The sequence below is a fragment of the Streptomyces sp. AK02-01A genome, from assembly GCF_033795305.1.
In the GTDB taxonomy this organism is placed as follows: Bacteria; Actinomycetota; Actinomycetes; order Streptomycetales; family Streptomycetaceae; genus Streptomyces.
Genome location: NZ_JARBAE010000025.1, coordinates 91,066 through 109,719 on the forward strand (window position 1 = coordinate 91,066; position 18,654 = coordinate 109,719).

The 18,654-nt window shown below is 67.3% G+C and carries 15 protein-coding genes and 1 pseudogene; 9 read left to right on the forward strand and 7 right to left on the reverse strand.

Annotated features, from left to right (window positions below; all coding sequences use genetic code 11):
• Positions 1-178: 178 nt before the first annotated feature.
• Positions 179-556 carry a MerR family transcriptional regulator gene (locus tag PV679_RS22655; RefSeq protein ID WP_319682184.1) on the reverse strand — a complete coding sequence of 126 codons (378 nt, stop codon included), beginning with the start codon at positions 554-556 and terminating at the stop codon, positions 179-181.
• Positions 557-631: 75 nt separating this feature from the next.
• On the opposite strand from PV679_RS22655, the gene PV679_RS22660 reads away from it, so the two are divergent.
• The 5 genes from PV679_RS22660 to PV679_RS22680 all read left to right on the forward strand — a co-directional run bounded on the left by PV679_RS22660 (position 632) and on the right by PV679_RS22680 (position 5,739).
• Positions 632-1,441 carry an SDR family NAD(P)-dependent oxidoreductase gene (locus PV679_RS22660; RefSeq protein ID WP_319682185.1) on the forward strand — a complete coding sequence of 270 codons (810 nt, stop codon included), beginning with the start codon at positions 632-634 and terminating at the stop codon, positions 1,439-1,441.
• Positions 1,442-2,262: 821 nt separating this feature from the next.
• The gene (locus tag PV679_RS22665; RefSeq protein ID WP_319682186.1) at positions 2,263-2,862 is read left to right on the forward strand and encodes a hypothetical protein; all 600 of its coding nucleotides are present in this window, start codon (positions 2,263-2,265) and stop codon (positions 2,860-2,862) included.
• A gap of 514 nt (positions 2,863-3,376) precedes the next feature.
• On the forward strand, positions 3,377-4,075 hold the full coding sequence (locus PV679_RS22670) for a hypothetical protein (RefSeq protein ID WP_319682187.1): 699 nt from the start codon (positions 3,377-3,379) through the stop codon (positions 4,073-4,075).
• Positions 4,076-4,168: 93 nt separating this feature from the next.
• Positions 4,169-4,774: an SdpA family antimicrobial peptide system protein gene (locus PV679_RS22675; RefSeq protein WP_319682188.1), complete on the forward strand. Its 606-nt coding sequence runs from the start codon at positions 4,169-4,171 to the stop codon at positions 4,772-4,774.
• A complete protein-coding gene (locus tag PV679_RS22680) occupies positions 4,768-5,739 on the forward strand; it encodes a sporulation-delaying protein SdpB family protein (RefSeq protein WP_319682189.1) in 972 nt (323 codons plus the stop codon). The genes PV679_RS22675 and PV679_RS22680 overlap by 7 nt, the downstream gene beginning before the upstream one ends.
• On the opposite strand, the gene PV679_RS22685 is transcribed toward PV679_RS22680, so the two are convergent.
• From PV679_RS22685 to PV679_RS22700, 4 genes are all read right to left on the reverse strand, one after another.
• Positions 5,631-6,008, reverse strand: coding sequence for a GntR family transcriptional regulator (locus PV679_RS22685; RefSeq protein ID WP_319682190.1), 378 nt, complete (start codon positions 6,006-6,008; stop codon positions 5,631-5,633). The two genes, PV679_RS22680 and PV679_RS22685, sit on opposite strands and share 109 nt — an antisense overlap.
• A gap of 1 nt (position 6,009) precedes the next feature.
• Complete coding sequence (locus tag PV679_RS22690; protein ID WP_319682191.1) at positions 6,010-6,969, reverse strand: DUF1648 domain-containing protein; 960 nt, start codon at positions 6,967-6,969, stop codon at positions 6,010-6,012.
• A gap of 448 nt (positions 6,970-7,417) precedes the next feature.
• On the reverse strand, positions 7,418-10,714 hold the full coding sequence (locus PV679_RS22695) for an AAA domain-containing protein (protein ID WP_319682192.1): 3,297 nt from the start codon (positions 10,712-10,714) through the stop codon (positions 7,418-7,420).
• A gap of 800 nt (positions 10,715-11,514) precedes the next feature.
• Positions 11,515-12,093, reverse strand: a complete 579-nt coding sequence (locus PV679_RS22700; RefSeq protein WP_319682193.1) for a TetR/AcrR family transcriptional regulator — start codon at positions 12,091-12,093, stop codon at positions 11,515-11,517.
• Between the two features lie 90 nt (positions 12,094-12,183).
• Here PV679_RS22700 and PV679_RS22705 point away from each other — a divergent pair, with 90 nt between their 5' ends.
• The 3 genes and pseudogenes from PV679_RS22705 to PV679_RS22715 all read left to right on the forward strand — a co-directional run.
• Positions 12,184-12,630 (forward strand): DUF1772 domain-containing protein, encoded by a 447-nt coding sequence (locus tag PV679_RS22705; RefSeq protein ID WP_319682194.1) that lies wholly within the window; start codon positions 12,184-12,186, stop codon positions 12,628-12,630.
• Positions 12,631-14,423: 1,793 nt separating this feature from the next.
• Complete coding sequence (locus PV679_RS22710) at positions 14,424-14,669, forward strand: hypothetical protein (protein WP_319682195.1); 246 nt, start codon at positions 14,424-14,426, stop codon at positions 14,667-14,669.
• A 201-nt stretch (positions 14,670-14,870) separates the two neighbouring features.
• Positions 14,871-15,144, forward strand: a pseudogene (locus tag PV679_RS22715) (hypothetical protein); the annotation flags it as partial.
• A 370-nt stretch (positions 15,145-15,514) separates the two neighbouring features.
• Here the strand turns inward: PV679_RS22715 and PV679_RS22720 are convergent.
• Positions 15,515-16,291, reverse strand: coding sequence for a class I SAM-dependent methyltransferase (locus PV679_RS22720; RefSeq protein WP_319682196.1), 777 nt, complete (start codon positions 16,289-16,291; stop codon positions 15,515-15,517).
• A gap of 529 nt (positions 16,292-16,820) precedes the next feature.
• The gene (locus PV679_RS22725; RefSeq protein ID WP_319682197.1) at positions 16,821-17,657 is read right to left on the reverse strand and encodes an SDR family oxidoreductase; all 837 of its coding nucleotides are present in this window, start codon (positions 17,655-17,657) and stop codon (positions 16,821-16,823) included.
• 77 nt (positions 17,658-17,734) lie between these two features.
• Between PV679_RS22725 and PV679_RS22730 the strand changes: the two genes are divergently transcribed.
• A complete protein-coding gene (locus PV679_RS22730) occupies positions 17,735-18,175 on the forward strand; it encodes a MerR family transcriptional regulator (protein ID WP_319682198.1) in 441 nt (146 codons plus the stop codon).
• Positions 18,176-18,654 lie beyond the last annotated feature (479 nt).

An 18,654-nucleotide genomic window follows, 5' to 3' on the forward strand; every position in this document is an offset into this window, starting at 1 on the left:
CCTTCGTGGTCACGATGCCCTGCTGGGCCGGACCGGCTCCGTGCCGGTCCAGCCCAGCGTCGGCCACAGCGTGAGAGAGAGCGGAGCCCCAACGGTTAAACCGCTCCGGGATCGGTCGCGGCTCCGCGCATTGGCTCCAGCCGCCGGCCGGGGCTGCTGTGCGGCTCCAAAACAGCCCTTAGTCGTCCAGGTGGGAGTCGAGGCCGGCCGGGAGTGCGGCGCCGGAGAGGTAGCGCTCCAGCATTTCGCGCCGCTCGGCGAGCTGCTTCTCCTGCTGGGCCAGTTGGTCGCGGACCTGCCGGACGCGGCCGACAAGTGCGTCGCAGTCGCCGTCCGGCCGCTTCGACCCCGCACACGGAATGATTTCCCGGATGATCTCGGACGTAAGGCCCGCGCGGTACAGGTCCTGGATGAAGGCGACCTGGAGCACCGCCTGCTCGTCGTACTCCCGATATCCGTTGGCACGGCGTTCGGCCGGCAGCAGTCCCTGTTCCTCGTAGTACCGCAGTGCGCGTGTGCTGATTCCGGCCGCCTTGGCGAGCTCCCCGATCCGCATCTTCCGCCACCTTCTCCATCCAACCCGCTCGCTGGCTTGACATTGACGTCAATGTGAAAGTTTAGCGTGACGGTCATGACATCGACTGAACGAATCGGACAGCGGGCCATCGACCAGGGCGCGGCGCTGGTCACCGGAGCCGGAACGGGTATTGGAGCCGCGATCACGGAAAGACTGGCCGCGCAGGGAAGGGACCTGGTGCTGGTGGCGCGCGACTCCGTACGGCTGGAGACGGCGGCCGAGCGGCTGCGCGCCGAGCACCGGGTCGACGTGCTGACCGTACCGCTGGATCTGTCCCGGCCGGACGCGCCCGCGCACCTGGCCAAGCATCTGAAGGACGCGGGGGTCGAGATCGACATCCTGGTCAACAACGCGGGTGCTGCCCTCGTCGGGCCGGTCGGTGACATCGATCCGGCGCGGATACGCGAGCTGGTCGATCTGAACGCCACGGCGGTCGCGGAGACGACCGCGCTCTTCCTGCCCGCCATGCTCGCCCGCGGACGGGGCGCGATCGTGAACATCGCGAGCACCGCCGCGTACGCGCCCGCGCCCTACAACGCCGCGTACGCCGCATCGAAAGCGTTCGTTCTCTCCTTCACCCAAGCGCTCTGGCACGAGACCCGCGGCACGGGCGTCCGGGTGGTGGCGGTCAGCCCGGGCGCGATCGAGACCCCGATGAATCCCGGTCGCGCTCGCGGCAAGCGCCAGCCCGAGCAGGTCGCCGAAACCGTCATGGCCGCCCTGCGCGGCCGCGCCCCCGCGGTCGTCGACGGCCGGGCCTATGTGCTCCAGGCCTTCGTATTCAGCCGTGTGCTCCCGTCGCGGACCGCGGCCAGGCTCACCGGAAACTTCTTCCGCAGAGCGGCCCAGAGCAAGCAATCCTGAGGGCCGTCCCGTAATCCCTGGTAAATCAGCGCGCGGCATTTCGGATGCGGTGGATCGCAAGGCGGAGGGATGTCCCCGTACTGGGTGTATGGGGACGTTCCGAAACAACGCGGCGAGGTGCCGTAGCCGTCCCGCTGCCTTGGAGGGCATGGGGATACGGACTCGGAAATGTCCACACCTGATCCGCCACCAAGCGATGCCCGAGGTGACGCGTCCGGCTCGCGGCCAGGACGGGGCAGAGTTTCGAGCGGATGCGAGCACAAGCACAGCGCGATGCCGCGCATCAATCGCCTCTTGCCGGCTTGTTGCCGTTCAGTTGAGTCCGCTCGCATTCCACTTGGCGACTCACCTCTTTATCGAAAACACCGCCGAAGCGGCTAAGGCTTGTCCCGTGATCTCTGGCGGATCAGCGCACGGTGTCAGACGCGGTGCATCGCAAGGCGGAGGGACGTCTTCGTACTGGGCGTATGAGGGAGTTCCGACAACGCGGCGAGGTGCCATGGCTGACATCGCACGCCCACCGGGATTACGGGACAGCCTTTAGTCCGTCTTTGATCCTCACCGCGTTTCTCTATGCTGCCGAGCTTCGCCGGCGATGCGAGAAGATTCGCCTGCTGTTCTACCTCTTGGTGACTTTGACCCTTTAGGTTCACATATCCACGATCGAGGTCGCGCATCGCGCTTCCAGTACTCCTCCCGGAGATCCGGGAGAAAGGTCGCGTCCACTCCAATACGGCGCCGGTCAGCTTTATGAGGCACCGACGTTGTCGTGGTAGAGTCTTAATGAATTCATAGGACGCCGCGAAAAAAAGGGGAATGGCGTGAATACCGAGAAGGTTACGGCTCGACGTCTTACGGCCGTGGAGGTTTCAGAATTGGGCCTCCAGGACGGCATCTTCGTCCTGGCAGAGATGGATGGCCTTCCTCTCGACTGCTACGCCCCGGCTTTCCTCACGGAGCCGGGTAAGAATTTCGAGGGAGGCTCCTTCACCGCAAGGACGATCTTCGGTGAGGAAGTCCGTGTTCTCCCTGACGATACTGAAGAGCGCGGGATCTGGATTGCCGACAAGGCAGGGGAAGAAATCGAGGTTCTCCAGAGCGCTGGCGTCCTCCTGAACCTCGCCCTTTTCGTGCCCAACGGGAACAAGGAGTCCCTGGAGTCGCTCTACTCCGCCGCACGGGACGCGTTCGGCGCGGGGACCGTTCAGCGCTGGAGCGAGGAAGTCGTCGCGGTGCCGGACGTCAAGGTCGACCTGTTCGAGGAGCCGGCCCGGGGACGGAAGAACACAAGCAGCCAGAACCGCGACCGCCGCGCCTTGGACATCTACCCGACCCGGGTGCGGTTCCTGGAGCCCAGCGATGGCTGGAGGTTCATTGTCGAACTGCACAAGGAGGTCATCGATGACACACCGACGATCTGACCTGATGGCAGCCTGAGGACTGTCCCGTGATCCCTGGTGGATCACAGCGCGCGGCGCGTCAGACGCGGTGGATCGCGAGGCGGAGGAGCGTCCCCGTACTGAATGTATGGGGACGCTCCGGCAACGCGGCGGATTGCCGTAGCTGTCGTCGCGCGCCCGCCGGGGATTACGGGACGGCCCTCGCCTTGGCCTCTTTCTCAAGCGTCTTTCGCCAAAGGCTGACCAGGGCATCTGTCAGTTCGATTGCCACGGCTGCGACGCCACGACTCGCCCCTGAGCCCGGCGGGCGGCGGACAGCTGTGAACACGGGGCGGGCCTCGGCCGGCGGCGGATCCGCGGCCCGGCGCCAGCCGTATCGCGCGGCCTGCTTTGCGACTGATGTCCGGGCTAAATCTCCGGGACACAGGCCGTGTTGAGTGCCGATTGCAGCTTTCCTCAAGGTTTTCCCAAGACTGTCCCGACACAGTGACCACGACGAGCCAGATGTAACCATGATCGCCCTTACCGCGTGCTCATGACATCTCTCGTAGCCGCAACGCGACATGGCGGGCGGCTGTCCGACTGGGTTGATGCAGAGGAGAATCTCGTGAAGAGTCGCAAGGTCATACCCGGCTTAATCGCAGTGGTCGCAGCCGCCGGCGTCCTGGCCGGCACAACGACAACGATGGCGACCGCGTCCACCGCTCGCGAGGTGCCGACCGCCTCTGTTTCGCACTCGGCCAAGAGTGCCGCCGCAGACGGTCAGGACCTTTTCGCCGGATTCTACTTCGGACTGGGAAAGACCGGAGAGAGCATCTACAAGGCGCTCGGCGTCAAATACGACACCGGCGCACTGGCCAAGAACAAGACTCCCGAGGGACGCAGAGCCGTGGCCAGGATTGTCGGCGACGTGGCCAAGAAGTCTCCCACGTTCTTCGCCGATTTCTCGGCCAAGCTCCGCAGCGGAGACCCCGTACAGGTCGACCAGGCCATGTCCGCCAGCGCCGATGAGCTGAAGAAGTACGTCGCCGACAGTTCCGAAGCCGACCTCGGGGCCGCACGAGGGCTGTGCGTGTTCAACGTCGTGGCTGCCTTCAACGTCGCCACCACCGCCCTGGGCGTCAACTTCGTTGTTCTGTATAACCAGTTCTGGACCATTTCGGCGGCTCAGGACGAAGGGCTGGGCAAGGACGAGTCAACGGCCAGGCTGACCACGCATCTGCGCACTGCCTGATCAAGCCGAGCCGAGGTACCGGATCGGGTCACTCCTTGGACGCCGGAGTGGCCCGATTTACGTCCTCGGAATCCTGGAGAGCTGAGGTGACGAATGAAGAGATTCCTGAATGACTGGCGGGAGCGGCTGCCATTGCGCACGGACCAGCGGCTCACGATGGACGTTCCCCGGAAGCTGGTTTGGGCCGCGGTGGCCGTGTGCGTGATTCTCTCGCTGTATGTCGCGCAGGTCCATCTGCCACGGAACGTGCTCACCCTGCCGGGGCAGCAGGCTGTGACGCCCGTGGCGAACTCGGTGGCGGCACAGGGGTGGGCGTTCTTTACGAAATCGCCGCGCGATCCCGCGCTGATTCCCTATATACAGCGCGGCGGCGTGTGGCGGAACGAGTTGCTGGCTCCGCACTCGGAGCCGCGCAACGCGTTCGGGTTCGACCGGCGTTCGCGCTCGCAGGGGATAGAGATAGCGATGCTCTCCCTGGAGGCGCCCAAGGAAGCGAAGTGGAAGGAGTGCAGCGGCGACCTGCCGACCTGTCTGGCCTCTGCTCATGTGCCGGTGGCGACGAGCAACCGTTCTCCGGAGCCTTCCTTGTGCGGTCGCGTCGCGCTCGTCCAGGAGGCGCCGACGCCGTTTGCCTGGCGGGACCTCAGAGCCGAGAAGCTGATTCCCAAGAGCGTCCTGGCCCTGGAGGTCGCATGCTGATGCGGATACCGGTGCCGTGGACCAACGTCTACGGCATCGCCCGGACACTGATCGCTCTGGGCACGGCCGGCACGCTGCTGTTCAGCAGCACCGAAACGCTCTTCAGGCCGGTCGCGACCGTCGGAGACCATCCTCAGTGCGATGGCGTCAAAGCCGCCGGCGCGTTTTGCATGGTCGCCAAAGACGACCTTGGGTGGGTGCAGTGGGCCTGCATAGCGGTGCTCCTGGTCATCGCCGCTGGATGGCGGCCTCGATGGACCGCACTGCCCCATGCCTACGTCAACTTCAGCGTCTACACCGGCATCGCGATCAGCGACGGCGGAGACCAGATCGCCATGAACCTGTCGCTTTTGCTGGTCCTGCCGGCCCTGGGCGACCGACGGCGGTGGCATTGGAGTCCGAGCGAGGAAGTGCCTTCGAGTAAGGCACGGCAAGTCTGGTCCGTGCTGGGCATCAGTGCTCTGGCCATGGCCCAACTGCAGATGTCGATCCTGTACTTCCAGTCGTCCGTCGCCAAGTTCAGCCATGCCGAGTGGGCGGACGGCTCGGCCATGTACTACTGGGCCAACGACCCGTCGTTCGGGGCGCCTTCCTGGCTCCGCCCGCTGCTTGACCCCTTCGTCACCACGCCCCTCTGGGTGGCGCTGCTGACCTGGGTGCCGCTGCTGATCGAGCTGTCACTCGCCGCCTCACTCCTGCTGCCGCTCAAGGTGCGGAAAGTGCTCCTGGTCGTCGGCCTGGCCTTCCACCTCTCGATCGCGGTGATGACGGGCCTGTGGAGCTTCGCCGCCGCGATGTGGGGCGGCCTTGCGCTCCTGTGCTTGCCGCTGGGCACCTCCCTCAGCCTCCGCAAGGCTCACGCGCCCACCGGGCCCGAGCCCGGCGAGCCGGAGAGCACGGAACCCACCAGCTCGGCCACTTCCTCGTCCGACAGCCCGGCCCTGCGTGCCTCCGTGACGAGCTGACGGGCCATCTCCCGCAGTCCCGCCCGGCGTGGTGCGGCCACCACGAACGCACCACGCCCGGCACGCAGGTCGATCAGCCCTTCCGCCTTCAGGGTCTGGTAGCCCCGCAGCACCGTGTGCATGTTGACCCTGAGCAGCCGCGCGCTCTCCCGCGCACTGGGCAGCTTGTCGCCGATGCGCAGTGTCCCTTCGCTCAAGGCACGGCGTACGGATGCGGCGATCTGCTCGGCCAGAGGCTGGGATGACGAGGCATCAATCCGGATCAGCATGTCAGCGCTCGCCCGCGGAGCGTGCGAGCAGGTCATTGATCAGCCCGGCGGCTGATTCCGCGTCCTCAATGACGATGAGGAACTCAAGGTCGTTGGCCAACTCCAGCCACAGGCCCTCGCCCGAGTGGAAGGCAAGCCCCCGGCGGCCGCCCATCGACCGGTAGCCCCAGCCACCGAGATCCCCCATGGGGCTGACCAGCCGCACGTGGGCCTGGCGGATGTCCTCCAGCGGGACCGTCACCCGGGGAAAAGGCAGCAGCGGCAGTCTGAGAGCAAACCCGTTCGCACTGACACTGGCCCGCATCAGGGACATCACCAGCCCGATCAGCCCGAGCGGCAGACCCAGCCACGCCAGCTCCTCGACGTCGAAGAGCACGCCTGCCACGCCAGCCGCGATCAGAGCGGTGAACACGCCTTTGGTCCGGGCTGAAGACGCTGACCGGCTCCATACCGCGGTCTCCGTAGCTGCCAGGCCTACGGAGAGAGGGCTGCCGATGGTCGCTCCCCGGCCCGCGGACGCCGGCGCGAGCAGTGCTCCGACGGCCGCTCCCGCCAGGGCCGCACCAATCGGAGCAAGGCTCCGCCATCCCGACCAGTCGGCCCGCTCGGCGTCGGCAACGGCGGCGTTGGCCAGCAGCGTCACCACGAAGGCACATCCCAGGGCCGCCTGGACCGCGAAGACCGTGGCATACAGCGAGTGCCTCGCCGCCGGGCGCCGGTAGGCCACAACGGCGAAGAGCACGGTCTCCAGCACGCAGAACGCGACCATGCCCAGAATTCCGACCGCGCGGGGCGCGAACCCGTCGGCACCACCGTCAGCGAAATGGATGGCGATGGGATCCGGAATCGCGTCCCACCGGGCCACGGCGACCGCCACCATGCCCGCACAGGCAACTGCCCCGGGCAGTACGGCCAGTGCGGCGCGTCCCTTCGGACCAAGCGCCGGGATCGGACCATTCATCGAAGCCTCCTCCCCACGGCGGGCCGGTACATGGCCGACGAGTCCGCAGCCACGTCAACCCAACTGTTCGCACCATACTAGAACACTGAGGCACCAAGCCGGAAGAACGCGTCGGTGGCCGCCGGCCGCTGCTGATCGAGACCGCCACTTCCGCGCCGGCCGACGCGGCACCAACTCCCCATCCTCCGAACGGTTTTGGTGAAGCCTCCAGCCAGTTCATGCCGACGCGTGCCACCTGACAAGGCGTCAGGCTGTGCGTCATACGTGTGTTACGGCGGTGAACCACCGCGCCACCCCGGGGAACGCCGCTGCTCTCATTGGCCGGCCCCTGCCCAAGCACTCGGGCTGCTCGCCCCTTCCAGATCCAGGATGTCTACCTGGCACTCGGCCACGACTCTCCTCCTGATGCGAAGGCGAGCGGTGCCGTCAAAAGCCACGGGTCAGCTTCTCAGCTACCGCGCCCCAAGCGGATGTTCTGGGTCCAGGCGTTCGTCCCGCCCTTCGGTGTGGTCTTGCAGGTGATGGCGTAGCAGCGCCACACCCATGTGCCATTCCCTCTGCGGCGGATCTCGATCTCCGCCCCTCCGCAACGACCGCAGCGCGGCGGAGCCGCGAAGACCGTCGCGTGTTCGTGCTCCAGGAGCTTCCGGGCGAAGTGGGCGCCCCGCATCGTCAGCATGACCTCGCGGGTCCAGCTCTGAGAAAGAACATTGAGGCTGCCGATCATTACCGTCCGTTCGTCGATGACCGCGATCTTCTGGTGCATGACGTTCATCGGTACGACCACGTGCGCAACGGTTCGCAGGTCGGTGATGAGTTTCTGGTTGGCCGGCTTCTTCTGGAGTTGGTCGGTGTCGTCTCGGATGAAAACGTTGATCCGCACTCCGCGGTCGGCCGCCGCGCGTAGCTCGGGCAGAAGGGAACTGACCCGCCTCGCCACCCAGGGAGCCCAGAGCCACAGGGAATGCCGTGCGTGGCGGATCTCCTCGGTGAACGTGCGGTAGAAGTCGCGTTCGTCGTCGATCTCCGTCACCTCGACGTGCCGACTCAATACCTCGGCAAGTGCTGTGCCGAACTCCCCACGGAACATGGACGGCGCGGTCGGTGGGGTGATCAAAGTCTTGGCCTGGAGGACCCGCACCCCGCGCCGGGTATCGATGAGGGCCGCGAGATGCGCCAGGGCCGTTCCTGCTTCGGCGTTCTTGACACGCTTACCGCTGGCGATGACGTAAAGACGGGTCTTGACCCGGGTAACAGCCACGTTGAAGAGGCGGACACCGTCCCGGGGCCAGCTGCTGGCCGCCGGTTGAAGATGGGCGCAGGCCATCCACAAATCACGGCTGCCCTCCCCACCTTCCACTGTGTCGAAGACGACGATGTCGAACTCCCGGCCCTGGAATTTGTGCGCGGTACCAACTTCTGCCAGCACGCCACCTCCGGGGCCCTCAACGTCCCGTAGCGCCTCCAGAGTGGCATCGGACTGGACACGGTAGGGCGTGACGATGCCCGTCTCCTCACCCAGCTCGTGGTGCAGTTCCACGAGCGCCCGCGCGATCAGCGAGCCCGCCGGCCACCAGCCGCTCCGGCTCCCGGTCAGGTGTGCTCTGGCCAGCTCGTGCAGCCCGTCCGTGTCGATCAGCACGATCTCCGGATCGTCGGCCGGACGTGCCGCCTGTGTCTGGCTGCCTCCGCCGAGGACGCCGCCGTACGCGAGGCCATTGGCCAACTGCATCACGGCGGGGCCGAAACGGTGTTGCTGGGTGAGCGTCACGCAGGCCGGATGAGCCTGAGCATCAGACGGTTCCATGATTCCGCAGTGCTGGAAGACGTCTGGAAGCAGCCAGCGTCTGACATCCGCGCGATCATGCCCTTTGAGCTCGGACGGGATGACCGCGCCCAGCTGCATGAAGTCCCCGAGAAGGACCGCGGTCCGATCGGCCTTGCCCGCGGCGAGCAGAACTTCGGGCAAAGTGGCCGCTCCCGCCTCGTCCACGAGGACGATGTCGTACGGCCCCTCGAAGACAGCCCGGTTCGTGCGAAACCGGGCCAGGGTCGTGGCGACCAGCTTGGCGCCTTTGACGATCTCGCTCTCGGCATTGCGCGCGAAGCGCTCGTACTCCTCCTGGGCTTCCTGGTATTGCTTCTCCAGTACAGGCTGCCGGGTCGTATCAGCGGCTACAACCGGGCGCAGTCGGCGAGCACGGTCGAACCGGGCCGGCCAGCCTTGCCGCTCTGCCTGCTCAGCCAGCTCGCTGGCCTGCTGAGCCCGCTCCACGGCCTTCTCCGCCTGGGACTGTTCCGCTTTACACCTGTCGTAGTGGCGTCCAGCCTGCTGTTCTGCCGCCAATCGGGCTTTTATGTCGGCTGCCAGGCTGGCGGTCTGTTCCCGAGTGAGTGCAATGGTGTCAACCAGGGCAGCAACCTGAGCTCCCAGAGCCGCGATATGGGTGGTAGCAGTCGCACGGGCCTCGATCGCCGATTGCCTGGCAGACGCGGCAGCCTGCTCGGCGTCGGCTAGCAGCCGCTGCAGCTCACCGGCCTTCTCACGCAGACGCCACTTCTTCACCGCGCCCTTGCCCTCTATTTCTTCCAGTTCCTGGCGCAGGGTGCCGCAGGCGCCGTCCGCCAGGAGCGCAGCTGCCTCCCGGAGCTCCGCTGCCTTCCGTACCTGGACCACTTCCTCGGACAACCGGTCGGCTTGACGCCACTGTTCCCGCGACATCTCCGCGGCCTTGTCCCGGGCCGCGGCCGTCTCGGCGGCGGACAGCGCGTTTCGGAACATCGCCTCGGCATCAGCCAGACGTCGACCGGCGACTTCCTCTCGTGAACGCACCGATGCGAGATCCTCACCGGGCGTACGGAGCAGCTGCAGCGCTGCGAAGTAGGCGGAGGAGTCGAATCCGGCCAGACCTCTGTCCAGGGCGCCGAGCTGTTCGGCCCGGTTCTTGATCGCGACGAGCTCGGTTTCGAGAGCGCTGCGCCGGGCGGCCGTCTCTGCTAGGCGCGCCCTGACCATCAACGGCAGCGACACCGAAGCGTCCTCGGCCACCTCGCGCAGATGCGGTGGGCCCACCCGGACTATGTCGCCAGGGTTGTACTGCTTGGCCCGCATCACTCCGAGCAGTGCGTTGTCCACGGCGATGTTCGTGGCTGAGACCAGCAGTACCCGATCGCCCCTTGCGATGAGATCGCCGATCGCCCGCTTCAAGACGGTTGTTTTCCCCGTGCCCGGAGGACCCCATACCAGGTACACCCCCTCGCCGAGACAGGCTCGGTACGCGTCTCCCTGCGCTGGGTGGAATCCGGGCGGGTCTGCGTCACGGGCCGGTGTTCCACCGATGCGGCCAGCAGCCAGGGCTGCCGCCAGAGGATGTTCACCGAGACCGGAGATGCCGCTGCGCAGAGCCTCGATGAGGAACGTGGGCGGCTGCTTCAACATCCACAAGTGCGGGTCGGCCACGTCGGCGAACTCGGCCACCCGCAAACTCAGCAGAGAACCGTTCTGGACCATCTCGGAGACCGCGAAGCCGTCCGTCGCGACGCCGTCGTTCTCCGGTCCGGCGAGCCGCAGGCTGTCGAGCTGATCGGGACCGATGTCGGAGCCACGGAGGTCAACGACATACTGGCCGACACCCCCGGTGCGGGCCGCCCGACCGATACGCTGCCAGCGGGGCTGCTTGCCGGCGCCACCTTCCAGGTTGATCCACTCACCGAGCGCCGTGGCGATCTCCTCGCGCCAGCCCACGTGCCAGTCCCCCTGCCTGTGGCCGTCGTGTCCGAGCGGCAAATTTACCCGCGCCCCTCGGGGTGACATACAGCAGGATCGCGTAACAGACAGTTAGAGCCAAGTGGGTGTTGCACGGCGGAGCCGACTACAGAGTGCCGCCGCCGTGACGAGGGTCGAGGGCTCCGAGGAACGTACGCCCTCCGCTGGAGCGACAGACTGCTGTGGTGCGTTTGGCGCTGGCTGACCTTGCCCGCTTGTAGATTCCCGCAATCGAGGAATCCGCGCACACCCCGAGCCGCCACGGCCCCTCTCCGGAGGACGACAGCGGGGAGCCACGCTGGTGTCGCCCTGCCCGCTCAGATTGCAGGCGGTCGCGCGCCTCCGCGCACTTGCGTGCGCCGTCCTCTTCGCTGGCGCATCCTGTCTGCCGGGGCCGGACTGCTCACCCACACCGCACGCACGATCCTCGACGAGTACGGCATCGACAAGCCCGTCCAATGGGCGCCACAACTCGACGCCGCGAGCCTGCGCAACCTCCGGCTGCCGGGACCTGACCCGGACATCACCAACGCCGCCCAGCTCCACCAGGCCGTCCCCGGCGCCGACTTCTCCATCGCCCAGGTTGCGCAGGCTCTGAACACCACTACGGCACACGCCATCCACCTGCTGCCCCGAAACCCGGATGGACGGGAGTCCGCCTCGTTTCCGCCGCACCCAGCACACGGCCACCCGCATTGGGCAATGGCGGACCTGGTACGAGCAAGACCACAGGCGGGCAGCCGGGCCGGAAGACCCCGGCTGGCCGCCCGGACGGTGCGTCAGACCATGGCGAGCCGGTCCACCAGCAACTCCACCCTCCGCTCGGCGTCCCCCGGTGGCAGCCGTCCCGCCCGGGTCAGGGTCGCCAGCCCGTGCAGGGCCGCCCAGAACACCTCGGTGAACAGCGCCGGGCGGACGCCGTCCCCGGCGACCTCGCCGAGGCTCTCCAGCAGGGCGGCGAAGGCGTCCTTCAGCGGCTCCGGGGTGTCCTCCCTCGCGAACGCCAGGCCGCCGTCGAGCTGGAACATCGCGTCGTAGACCGCCGGGTTGCGTGCGGCGAAGTCGAGGTAGGCGCGGGCGAGGGCGCTGACCCGGGCGCGCGGCCCGTCCACGGCGGAGGCCGCGGCCCGCAGCGCCGCGGCCATCTCGGCGGCGCCCTCAAGGGCGACGGCGCCGATGATCTCGCGCTTGCCGCGAAAGTGGCTGTAGAGGACGGGCTGGCTGTACTCGATGCGCTCGGCGAGCCGGCGGGTGGTGACCGCGTCCCAGCCCTGCCGCTCGGCGAGTTCGCGGGCCGTCGCCACGATGAGACGTTCGCGGCCCGCCCGTTCGCGCTCCTTGCGTTCCTGTACCGACATGATTCGATCCTAGCACCGCTAGACAATCGAGCGACAGAAGTACTAGCGTTGCCTCGTCACCTAGCGGCGCTAGATCCAGGAGGGGTCATCATGCTCAACGCACTTGAGGTCTTCACCATCGTGGCCGTCGGCGTGATGGTGGGGGTGGAGTTCTCCGTCGCCTTCTTCGTCAACCCGATCCTCGACGGCCTCCCCGGCGACAACGGCCTGCGCGGCCGCACCCACGGGGCCCGGCTGCTCGGCGCCGTGATGCCGTTCTGGTACATCGGCTCGCTCGTCCTCGCCGCGATCTGGGCCATCGCCGGATGGCACCACCACGGCGCCGGCCTCGTCGTCACCGCCGCCGGGCTGCTGATCCTTAGCGTGGTCATGTCGATCCTGCTGCTCGTCCCGATCAACAACCGGGTCAAGACATGGACCGCCGACGGCCTGCCGGCCGACTGGAAGCAGCAGATGAACCGCTGGGACCGCTTCCACTATGTCCGCGTCGCCGTCATCATCGCCGCCTTCGCCCTGCTGGTCGCCGCCCTCGCCTGAGCCCGCGGACCGAGACCGCGCAGGTGGCGCGCGCTCCTCTGCTCCGCGGATGGTGGCGGACCACCGAAATCCGACTCCCTCCGTGGGACGCGCCAGCTCGTCTTCGACCTGTGAGCACCCCCGCCGGGGTGACTCACGTGTACCGAAGACGAGGACGGCACTGCCCGGGCAACCTCAAGACCATGTTCAGCGAGGACGGACCGAGCAGGCGCTCGCCTTCTTCACCAGCGGCCCGAGCGACAGACAGCAGGCCGGAGCACTGTCCGATGGGTCGTCCGACTGGCCTCGCCGAGGGGCCGACCCAGATGAAAATGGTCTGTCAAGCTGCTTCGGTGTTCGCATATCGTCTCTGGCTTGCCGCAGTCCCGGAACCTCTACCCGCGAAAGCCGTGTCGTTTGAGAACGCCGAGGGGCGACGTTCTCATACGACATGGCACGCCAGCGGGTCAGCGGCCTCCGCCCGCCAGATGCGTCGCGACAGGACAGCCCTCAGCTATTCGCCGGTAGTAGGGCTGATCCGCTCAGGACGTCTTCCAGCGCCGGGGGGCAGTGATCGTTGCCGGAGATGACAAGCCGCCAGCCAGTGCACTTGAGGCAGCCGAGGATTATCGCTGTATCCACCACGCGATTCCGGCGACAACAGCGGATCCGGCTGCGGAGGCACTGCCGCGAACCAAGCCAAAGACAGCGGTACGGATCAGACGACGAACGGTCCGCTTCCTGTTCCGGTTGTCATTCATGCCCTCGTGACTCACAGAGGCTCCTTTGACTGACCGCACACGACGGGATGCCGGGCGGGAGGACTGAGCGTGCGGTCGGGCCAATACTTCCGTCCGAAGCGGCGGGCGCGGCGGGTGCTTTGGTTCTGCTCTGCTGGTCAGCGGCGGTGCCCGTTGTTCCCGCTCCGGGCGGTATCGCCAGTCGGGCAGCGTGTTCAGGGGGATTGGTGAACGAGCAGGGTCGCGCCTTCTACGACCAGTTGCGCGCCTTGGAGAAGCGGGCTGAGGCAGCGTGTCACAGGGCAGGCCGGCTGTACTCCCGCCGTGAGACAGAACAAGCGTTGAGAGCTGCGCCGTACCGGATGGAGCTGAGCGGGCAGCGGATCAGCGACTGGCTTCCGGACGACCCTGGAGCAGCGAAGGTCCCCAGCTCGGCCAGCAGCGAAAAGGTGTGGGCGCTGGTGCAGTTGTGGAGCCGCTGGGCCGGGGAGGAGCCGAGGGAACGCCAATGGCGCACGCTGCTGGACCGGGCCCAGTCAGCACGAACGCATCGCATCGCGAGTACCTCGCCGGGTCGCCCGGTCGCCCTCTTCACCGGTCCCTTCGCGCTGGAAGTGCATAAGGCGATCGAGGCTGAGCCGACGCGGGCGGTAACACTGCCCGTCCTGCCCGCGTACATCCCCCGAGCTCATGATGCGCGGCTGGGCGCGATCGTGAGTGAGGCGGTGAGCGGCGTGAGCCGCGTGGTGGTGCTGGTGAGCGGCTCGTCTACGGGCAAGACCCGTGCGTGCTGGGAAGCCCTTGAGTTGCTGCCCGACGGCTGGCGGCTGTGGCATCCCATTGATCCCTCCCGTCCAGAGGCCGCCCTTGCGGAGATGCAGGAGATCGGCCCCCGCACGGTGATCTGGCTGAACGAGGCTCAGCACTACCTGCTTACCCCGGCCTCCGACGTGGGGGAACGCGTGGCCGCCGGGCTGCGCGAGCCGTTGCGTGATCCAGGCCGCGGGCCGGTGCTTGTGCTGGGAACCATCTGGCCGGAGTACTGGGCCGAGCTCACCGCGTACCCCGACCCGAGTGACAGGAGCACGGGCACTCATCGACGCCGCCATCGATGCCCGCAGACTGGGCCTCGGCCCGGCTCTGCCGCCCACTCTGCTGGAGGTCGCCGCAGGCGGCTATCTCACGGACACCCAGTGGAACGAGCTGTCGGACCGCCTCAGCGGGAGCGACAGCGGCAGCGGCCGGCTGGGGCATGGCGTACGAGATGGATCCCAAAACTGGGTGCTACGCCCTCATCGGGTTCGCAGATCCGGACGGTGAGGTAGTGCCATTCGACAAAGGCCAGCGGGGCTATGTCGCGGATGCGCATACCGACAAGCTCACACCCCTGGTTCCAGGGCGAAGCATCCCCTCACCGTTGGCCAATGCCCCCACTATCCGAGTTACTTGGCCTCGGAGTAGCGTCGCGCGGTCTCGCTGGCGATGACCGACCGATGGGACCGGGCCACCCGCCGCCCGCGCCCCCTCGGCATCCTCCGCGACCACGCCGTCACAGCCGTCGCCGCCCAGCTCAAGGGAACCTTGGAGGGACCGCCCGAAACCCGGGACGGCATCTACAAGACCGCGAGGCAGTACGCCGCCGCCCTGCTGAACTCGGAGATCGCCTCGTGGGTCACCCCACAGGAGAACATCCCCGAATTCCGGCCGTCCGACTCGTCACCAGTACTGACACACCCTCTACCTGCTGTCGAAGGACGGCGGAGACGGCACGATCGCGCGGACTCCGTCAGCCGCGGCCCACCGGGCACTCCAGCCCGACCGGCAGCCTTGTGGCGAAGATAGGCGGCGCTTACCAACGTGCCCGACCCACGCGGTCGTTGCACCAGTTCCGCATCCTGCTCGCCTGCACCGACCGCCTCGGATCCACCTCGCCCAGGAGTTCTACTGGCACAACCCCTCACGGCTGCCGACCCCGGCCGAATGGGTAACCAAACGCAAGATCCGCGCCTAAGGGCTGTCCCGGGAAGCCCTCGACGTGTCCGACGCTCTGCGTGTCACGCCGCGGCTCTACCCCTCACCCGATGTCCGAGCCGCCATAGAACGGTCAGTGCAACTCGCTGCCCTCGCCATACTCGCCGCACTCGAACAGAACCAGTGACGTTTTTTCACAGTCTCCGGACGCGCAGCACACCGGTCAGCATCGGGAGGGTGAACTCGCCGCGGGCGGTCTCCGGTCTGCTCGTGAGGAAAGCGCGGATCCGGCCGAGCATGGTCTGTTGTTCCAGCTCCGGCATGACGAGCATCCCCGCGCGCGTCGCAAGTGTCGCGACGAGGGAGTCGGCCGTGCGGCGCTGCCCGTGTGAGAACTCGTCCTGCTCCGGCGAGCCGAACCGGGCGACGCCGATGTCTGGAAGGTGCATGTCCGCTGTCGCGGCGCGCCAACTGCTGAGCGTGTCGCGCGGGCCGATGGCCGCGCTCCCGCTGACCCGCTCAAGTCCGGCAACCCAGTCGACCCGGTCGTCGACGACGTTCCACAGGCCCGCCAGGACACCGCCAGGTGCGAGGACCCTGGCGATCTCGGGTCCCGCCACGGCCATATCGAACCAGTGCATGGCGTTGCCGGCCAGCACGGCATCGACGGACCCGTCCGGCAGCGGTATCGCCTCCGCACTACCCGGCAGGGCACGGACGGCCGGCAGCGCGCGGCGCAGCTCGGTCAGCATCTCCGGGCCGGGCTCGACAGCGATGACTTCGGCACCCGACGCGACCAGCGTGGCGGTCAGCTTGCCGGTTCCGGCGCCGAGGTCGAGCACGCGCGGACCGGGCGCGGGCTCAAGCGCCCAGCGCACCGCGGCCTGCGCGTAGTCCGGGCGGTGCTCGGCATACGAGGCCGCCGCCGCGCCGAACGACGAGCTGTGAAGAAGCCGTTCGTCCTGTTCCATGCGGTCACCTTAAGCCGCGCGGTATGTAGGGCGATCACAATTGGCGCACCTGAGTGCTCCGTCGTCCAAACGGGTGCCTCACTCCGCCACAACTCCCCCTCTCCGTCGGCCTTGGACGAGTGTTTCTTACGGTCCGCGGCGTACTGCTCTCAGCTCAACACGCAGAACTTGACAGGGAACGGACCTGGTCGGACAAGACGACCCACGCCATCCACGAGTCCCAGACCCTGCGCATCGAACGCGTCCACGAAACTCCGGCCCACGAGACCGCGTGGACCGTGGCCGCCTACGAGACACGGTCGCCCGGCGCGGGCAGGCTGGTGAGTTCGGCGTGCGCGGCCTGCGGTCTGTGTCCTCAGTGCCAATCGCTGCACCGGGAAGGGTGTCCGTGACCGGGTGCTCGGCGACGAAGGGCGGCATCAGGCTGGTGCGGCTGTCCTGCGAGCAGGGCCTCCTTCCGTCCGGCGGCGAAGGCGTGCGAGGCTCGCACACCTGTCACTGGTTGAGTACGGGAGGTTGACCGCTGCGGTTATATGAGCTCATCCGTCACGACGGAGTACGCGACATCGCGATGCGCGTCGTGTTCGGCGAGCCGGGCGACAAGGGATGCGCGCACGTCGTCGTAGGTGTCGGACCCGAGGGGGAGCCGGAGCGGCGCCGCGCCGGTATCGACGAGGTTGATGATCGCCTCCGCGATCTTCTGCGGGTCGTTGGGGAGGTTGAAGGCGCCGCTGGTGATTGCGCGGCGCATCTCGCCTGCCGGGGTGTTCTCGTATTCCGGCATGACCGGCGCGGTGTCGAGGGAGGCGCCGAATCCGGTCGGCGTCGCACCGGGCTCGACAATGGTCAGGCCGATGCCGAACGGGGCGATTTCGCGGGCCACCGTCTCGCAGAAGCCCTCGATCCCCCACTTCGAGGCGTGGTAGTAGCTGAAGTTCGGGTAGACGGTCTGGCCGCCGGAGGTCGAGACCTGCAGGATGCGGCCGCGCCCCTGAGCGCGCAGATGCGGCAGCGCGGCGCGGATGACGTGGATCGAACCGAGCAGGTTGGTGTCGATCACCCGTCGGATCTGCTCGTCGGCGGCCTCCTCGACGGAGGCGAAGACGCCATAGCCCGCGTTATTGACGACCACGTCGATCGTGCCGAGCGCCTTGAAGGCGTCGTCCACGACCCGGTGCACCTGCTCGGCGTCGGTGACGTCGAGCAAGGCTGTCCAGAGGCGGTCGCCGTGCTTGGCGTGCAGGTCGTCCAGCGCCTCGGGCCGGCGCAGGGTCGCCGCGACGCGGTCGCCACGTGCCAGCAGGCGCTCGGTGAGCAGACGCCCGAAGCCGGAAGAGGTGCCGGTGATGAACCATGTGGTGGGCACGGTGTTCCTTTCGTCGGTAACGTCATGGACGCTATGAGTTCGAGTCGACTTGAAGTCAAGCTCGTACACTGGCGGGCATGACGACTGCGGAGACCGCCCTGAGCATCGGCGAGGTCAGCGCACTGACCGGCCTGACCACGCACACCCTGCGCTTTTACGAGCAGGAGGGGTTGTTCGCCGCACCCCTGCGGCGTAACGCGGCGGGGCGGCGCATGTTCACCCAGAAAGAGGTGGAGTGGCTGAAGGTGTGTACGAAGCTGCGCTCGTCGGGGATGCCGTTGCCCGAGATCCGCCGCTATGCGGAGCTGGCGCGGGAGGGCGCCGGCAACGAGGCCGAGCGCTTCGAGATCCTGCGCCGGCACGAGGCGAGGGTGCAGCAGCAGGTGGCCGACTTGCAGGAGGCCCTCGGCATCATCCGCACGAAGGTCGAGATCTACGCCCAGCACCTCACCGCCGGCACGGCCGACCGGCTGTGGCGCAACGGACCCGAGTGCGCCCCGCTTGCCGACGCCGGGTAGAACACGTGCGCTGTCGTCGCTGCGGGGCCGCAGGGCCGCAGGGCCGCAGGGCCGCAGCCAGCCTGACAGCTTCGGACGGAGCCCCCAAGAGCTCGGGAACGGGCCGCGTATCCATCCGAAGCGGTGCCGGGCATTACCAGCGCAGTCCGCGACGACCTCTGCGGCGACTGGGGCCTCGACGTTCGGCAGAACGTGGGCGGAGGCCGACTCTCGGCTCTTGTCACTCATCGTCACCGGCGTCCTTGTCCCGCAGCAGCTTCTGTTTGCGCCGTGAGGCGCTGTTGGTTCGAGTGGAGGTGGAAAGCCAGCACCAACCCGCTGTCGCAGCAGTCGGGTTGAAGCTGGGGGCAGCCTGAGCCGGAAGTCGTTCTCGTGGACAATGAAGTTTCCCCGTGATCATGGACACGTTTCCGTTATGCCGCGAGGGCCTGTCCCTGCTGGTAGCGCAGGCGTGTTTCGTGGGGCGTGAGGTAGCCCCA

Coding starts and splice junctions, on each gene's coding strand:
- PV679_RS22655 (WP_319682184.1), bottom strand. CDS start 556: ATGCGGATCGGGGAGCTCGCCAAGGCGGCCGGAATCAGCACACGCGCA.
- PV679_RS22660 (WP_319682185.1), top strand. CDS start 632: ATGACATCGACTGAACGAATCGGACAGCGGGCCATCGACCAGGGCGCG.
- PV679_RS22670 (WP_319682187.1), top strand. CDS start 3,377: ATGACATCTCTCGTAGCCGCAACGCGACATGGCGGGCGGCTGTCCGAC.
- PV679_RS22675 (WP_319682188.1), top strand. CDS start 4,169: ATGAAGAGATTCCTGAATGACTGGCGGGAGCGGCTGCCATTGCGCACG.
- PV679_RS22680 (WP_319682189.1), top strand. CDS start 4,768: ATGCTGATGCGGATACCGGTGCCGTGGACCAACGTCTACGGCATCGCC.
- PV679_RS22685 (WP_319682190.1), bottom strand. CDS start 6,008: ATGCTGATCCGGATTGATGCCTCGTCATCCCAGCCTCTGGCCGAGCAG.
- PV679_RS22690 (WP_319682191.1), bottom strand. CDS start 6,969: ATGAATGGTCCGATCCCGGCGCTTGGTCCGAAGGGACGCGCCGCACTG.
- PV679_RS22700 (WP_319682193.1), bottom strand. CDS start 12,093: ATGTCGGTACAGGAACGCAAGGAGCGCGAACGGGCGGGCCGCGAACGT.
- PV679_RS22705 (WP_319682194.1), top strand. CDS start 12,184: ATGCTCAACGCACTTGAGGTCTTCACCATCGTGGCCGTCGGCGTGATG.
- PV679_RS22720 (WP_319682196.1), bottom strand. CDS start 16,291: ATGGAACAGGACGAACGGCTTCTTCACAGCTCGTCGTTCGGCGCGGCG.
- PV679_RS22730 (WP_319682198.1), top strand. CDS start 17,735: ATGACGACTGCGGAGACCGCCCTGAGCATCGGCGAGGTCAGCGCACTG.